General features: G+C 62.0%; 5 protein-coding genes. All 5 read right to left on the minus strand.

The features are described 5' to 3' along the window. On the minus strand, positions 1 to 1,869 hold a 1,869-nt coding region (locus WBP53_RS10535; protein WP_423928677.1), incomplete at its 3' end, for a heavy metal translocating P-type ATPase. Next, the gene (locus tag WBP53_RS10540; protein WP_423928679.1) at positions 1,866 to 2,111 is read right to left on the minus strand and encodes a hypothetical protein; all 246 of its coding nucleotides are present in this window, start codon (positions 2,109 to 2,111) and stop codon (positions 1,866 to 1,868) included. The genes WBP53_RS10540 and WBP53_RS10535, both read right to left, overlap by 4 nt. After that, positions 2,108 to 3,568 carry a cytochrome c oxidase accessory protein CcoG gene (ccoG, locus tag WBP53_RS10545; protein WP_423928681.1) on the minus strand — a complete coding sequence of 487 codons (1,461 nt, stop codon included), beginning with the start codon at positions 3,566 to 3,568 and terminating at the stop codon, positions 2,108 to 2,110. Before ccoG ends, WBP53_RS10540 begins: the two co-directional genes overlap by 4 nt. Before the next feature lie 372 nt (positions 3,569 to 3,940). Further along, positions 3,941 to 4,252 (minus strand): hypothetical protein, encoded by a 312-nt coding sequence (locus WBP53_RS10550; protein WP_423928683.1) that lies wholly within the window; start codon positions 4,250 to 4,252, stop codon positions 3,941 to 3,943. Next, on the minus strand, positions 4,249 to 5,035 hold a 787-nt coding region (gene ccoP / locus WBP53_RS10555; protein ID WP_423928685.1), incomplete at its 5' end, for a cytochrome-c oxidase, cbb3-type subunit III. The genes WBP53_RS10550 and ccoP, both read right to left, overlap by 4 nt.

Raw genomic sequence — 5,035 nt, forward strand, 5'->3', positions numbered from 1 at the left:
CAGCTGTTCGGTCATCGGAAAACGAGCGATCAGACCCCGATCATCGGCAAGGACCAGCGCATCGCCGGGATTCTGGTCTTCATCCCCGCCTGGAAAAAGGGTGGCGACGAAACCTGGGTGGCCGAGACGATAGTGGACCCCGTCGATTTCGCCTTCGACACCCGAACCCGGCAGTTGCCGGAGCAAGCGCGCCGCCGGAACCGGCGTGTTGGCTGCCATGCGACGAAAGGCGAGTGCCAGCGGATGCGTATTGCCCTGCTCGAGCGCTGCGGCGATGCAGGCCGCCTCGGAGGCACTTCCGCGCAGGGCTTGTACGTCCGCGATGTCGAAGCTTGGCTCTGTCAGCGTGCCGGTCTTGTCGAAGACAAAATGATCAGCCTTGGCCAATGCTTCAAGCGCATCGGCGTCGACGACCAGTACACCACGATGAGCGAGCACCGCAACTGCGCGCGTCAGCGCCGCCGGCACCGCGAGTGCGAATGCGCAGGGACAACTAACAACGAGCACGGCCAGCGCGGCAGGCAGTGCGCGGGAAGGATCAAACCACAGCCATGCGCCCGCGGTGAGCATGGTAAGCACCAGCACGCGCAACACGAATCGTGCAGCGCGCGCATCCGCCAGCCTGGCAAGCCGGGGGCGTTCGCTCGCTGCACGCGTGACCATGCGCACGATGCCGGCCAGCACGGTGTCGGCACCAATCCGGCGCACCTCGATCTCGATGGGCCCATTGATCACATGGCTGCCGGCAATCACCTTTTCGCCGGGTGATCGCCGTGCCGGCGTGGATTCACCACTGACCAGCGATTCATCGATGCGGCAGGTCGGTCCGACCAGTACCCCGTCGGCAGGCACGGCAGAGCCTGCAGCCACGCGCACGATGTCGCCCTTTTGCAATTCGTGCACGGCAACCGTTTCGAACTTGTCGCCATCGCGCCGTTCGGCGAGCGCGGGCTGCAGGCGTGACAGCGCATCGACCACGTCTCCGGCTCGATGCCGTGCGCGCATGGCCAGGTGGCGACCCACGAGCAGGAACAGCACGAACATGCTGACCGAATCAAAGTAGATTTCGTGGCCACCGGCAAGGATGCCAACGAGGCTGGCCAGGTAGATCAGGCCGATGGCCAGCGCCACCGGCGTATCCATGGACAAGCGCCGCGAGCGCCACTCGCGCAGTGCACCGCGAAAGAAAGGTTGGGCCGAGTAGAGCACGACTGGGGTAGCGACCAGGAAGCCCAGCCAGCGGAAGAATTCCCTTACGCTGGGGTCGATGCCATCGAACACGCCCGCGTACAGTGCCACAGCCATCATCATCGCCTGCATCGTGCCAAGCCCGGCGACTACCAGGCGCTTGAGCGCCGCCCTCGACTCTCGCTGGCGTTGCGAATCGATCATGTCGGCAGTCAATGGGGATGGCGTGTAGCCAAGATGTGCCATCGCATCGAGCAGTTGGGGCAGGCCAGTCACCTGCGGGTTGAATGTGAGCACGACGCGTCGTGCAAGTGCATTGACACCGACGTCGAGAACGCCGGGTGTCGATCGCATTGCGCGCTCGATCAGCCATGCGCAGGCCGAACAGCGCAGGCCGTCGACGAGGACGACGACTTCGGCGTGATCGGTGGCCGATTCCCGTACGTGCAGGCGCTTCAGCGCAGGGCGTTCCCAGGCGGAAAAGTCGATTGATTCCTGCTGGCGCAATGCCGGCTCGCTACGCAAGGTGTAATAGTCACCAAGGCCGAGCTGGTCAATCCACTCGGCGGCTGCCTTGCAGCCCGGGCAACATACTGCGCGCGATTTTCCACGCACGCGTGCGAGCATTCGAGGCGAATCGGGATTCACCTCGTTGCAATGAAAACAGCGCTCCGCGTTCACGGCGTGTTTCCGTCGTCTCCGCTGGTGGATTTCACCGGCGTCGCGGCCGGTTCGGCAGGAGGAATGCGGCTCGACCTCGGTACATCATTGGGTACTGCAACATGCGTATCCGGTGTCTGGATCGCCGTCGCCAGCAGGGCAAACGAGCCGATCACGGTGGCGCCCAGCAGGATCAGGATCAGCCAGAGTTCGGGGACTCGATACCAGGCCAGAATCAGCGTACTTGCGGGAGGCTTGTTCATGGCTCTTCCGGGCCGAAGAAATGTGACTTGCCGCGCGCGAGCACGGTTCCCTGATCATCCAGCACCAGTACCTCGATCGGCTGGCGTCCTGAAGTCGCACCGCGATCTGCACGCAGGGTCAGTGGCAGCGAGAACACCTCATTCGGCGCGAGCGTGACGGAAGGCTTGCCGATCATGCGCAGTGGCAGTCCGGATTCGGTGCGCAACGAAAGCAGCTTGTCGGCGTCTGTCTTGTTGACCAGCTTGACGTTGTAGCTGTTTTCAATAGCGCCCTGACTGATCGTGCGGAACAGCGCATTGCGATCGTGCAGGACCTCGATGATCACCGCATCGCGTGCCGTGACCAGCCAGGAGAACGCACCGATGACGCTGGCCAGGATGAATGCATAAATCAGCGTGCGCGGCCGCAACAGCCGATTCGGGCGACCGAGCAAGGCATTTTCGGTGGTGTAGCGAATCAGGCCACGCGGGTACTCCATCTTGTCCATGACCGCGTCACAGGCATCAATGCAGGCGGCGCAGGCAATGCATTCAATCTGCAGGCCTTTGCGTATGTCGATTCCAGTCGGGCAGACCTGCACGCAGGCCAGGCAGTCGATGCAGTCACCGAGCACGCGTTGCTGTCCGGCCGGCACCTCGGTATCGAGCGGATTGGAAATCTCCAGCGCTGCCGAAGCCGGGCCAAAGCGTGCGGTGTCGCGTCTGCGATGACCGCGCGGCTCGCCCCGTGTCTCGTCGTAGCTGATGACCAGAGTATCGCGATCAAACATCGCGCTCTGGAAGCGCGCGTACGGGCACATGTACTTGCATACCTGCTCACGCAGATAACCGGCATTGCCATAGGTCGCAAATCCGTAGAAGAGAATCCAGAACGACTCCCATCCACCCAGCGTACCCTGCATCACTTCCGCGCCCAGTTCGCGGATCGGCGTGAAAAACCCGACGAAGGTGAAGCCCGTCCATAGTGCGAACGTGATCCACACGAACTGCTTGGCCGATTTGCGCCAGACCTTGTTGGCCGACCATGGCGCCTTGTCCAGGCGCATGCGTGCGTTGCGATCGCCTTCGATCTTGCTTTCCATCCACAGGAAAACTTCGGTCCAGACCGTCTGCGGGCATGCATAGCCGCACCAGAGTCGACCAGCCACCGCCGTGAAAAAGAACAGGCTCAGCGCGGCGATGATCAGCAGCAATGTCAGCAGATAGAAATCCTGCGGCCAGAAGGTCATGCCAAAAACGTGAAAGCGTCGTGCCGGAAGATCGAACAACACGATTTGCTGCCCGCCAATGCTGATCCACGGAAACGCATAGAACATGCCGAGCAACCAGAACACCGCGATCGTGCGCCAGCGCTGGAAGCGACCTTCGATCTCGCGCGGGTAGACCTTGGGTTCCTTCGCGTACAGGGAACCGGTCGCGTCGGCGACGACGATGTCGATTTTAGATTTGGATGTCATTGGTGTTGCTGTCCTGGCATGTTTGCTTCTGCGTTCCGTGCAGTCTCGCTGCGTTCCTCAAGTGCAGGGCTTGCACTCGCCTGCGGCGCGCGAGTCGCTTCTCTTTGCCTACTCTTTACTTGGCCACTCAAGAGAAAGCAGGTCGCTCGCGAAAGGCGAGTGAAAGCTTTGGGTAGATACCGCAACATCGGTGCAGCGAGCGCACATGAGAAATTGTCTCGCTCGCCCGGAGGCGAGTGAAAAAATGGCAGGGATGCCGCGCCTCGAAGAGGCGTGCTCCTATTGTCGTCATGTCGGCGGACTAGATGGGCCAAAGTGCGCCTTTGCTCAAGCTCAGGCGAACCAGAATCACATGGCGCAACAAGTCCCATTTCAACCCTTGCCAACCTTGCGCGCCGGTAACGGCGGTGCAACCAGCATCGCCGTAAACAGGCAGGCCGATATCGTGCACAGCCAGAACATGAAGAAGCCGATCGAGTAGCCGGTCATGCGTGAGATCTCGACCTGTGGCCAGGTGATCCCGGCCAGTTCGACAGGATCGACAATGGCGAAGAACATGATCGTCGCGACGCCCGCGGCGAAAAATGAAGGCCAGACCACCGATCCCACCCGACGCACCAGGGAGTCGTGCGGGTTCTCCTCAAGCGGACGCAGTGCGCCCGGTGGTGGTTGATAGGTGGTCACTGTGCGCCACCGGTATGGGCGGCATCCACTCGTTCGGAATCGGCGGCTGCCGTGGCCTGGGCAATGATCCATGCGGCAGCCAGTCGGGCGCGATCTTCTCCGATGATCGGTCCCCAGGGCGGCATGACGCCACCCGTGCCTTGCAGAATGGTCTGGCGGATACCCGCGGCTGTACTTTCTCCGTGCAGCCAGATGTCGTCAGTCAGGTTCGGCGCACCCAGTGCGTGATTGCCCTTGCCGTCGACACCATGGCAGGCGGCGCAGATCGATTCGAACTTGGATTTTCCAGCCGCGGCAAGCCGGCTGTCGTGATCCAGCCCGGACAGGCTCAGGGTGTACTGGGTTACTTCCGCAACGCCGTTGCCCGGCAAGGTTGCACCCATTGGCGGCATCAGGCCTTGTCGCCCGTTCATGATGCTGGCGAGTACGGTTTCCGGCTCGCCGCCATACAGCCAGTCGTTGTCGACCAGGTTCGGGTAGCCCTTGGCGCCTCGGGCGTCAGAGCCGTGGCAGGCTGCACAGTTGTTGGCGAAAACGTTTCGCCCGACCTTGGTTGCCGCGGGGTCAGCGGCGAGAGCGGTCAGGGACTTGCCGCGGAAGCCTGCGTACAGCGACTCCAGCCTCGCCTGGTTCGCGTCGATGTTGTCCTGCACCTGACGATCGGAGGTCCATCCGAGCGTGCCGGAGTAGTTGCCCATGCCCGGATAGAACACGAGGTAGCCGATGCCAAAGATGAAGGTCAGGATGAACAGACCAAACCACCAGCGCGGCAAGGGATTGTTC

Origin of the sequence: Dokdonella sp., from assembly GCF_049593775.1 — a bacterium.
Classification (GTDB): Bacteria; Pseudomonadota; Gammaproteobacteria; order Xanthomonadales; family Rhodanobacteraceae; genus Dokdonella.

Bases quoted from the DNA above. Each gene is read 5' to 3' on its own strand.
- ccoG (WP_423928681.1), bottom strand. From the start codon at position 3,568: ATGACATCCAAATCTAAAATCGACATCGTCGTCGCCGACGCGACCGGT.
- WBP53_RS10540 (WP_423928679.1), bottom strand. From the start codon at position 2,111: ATGAACAAGCCTCCCGCAAGTACGCTGATTCTGGCCTGGTATCGAGTC.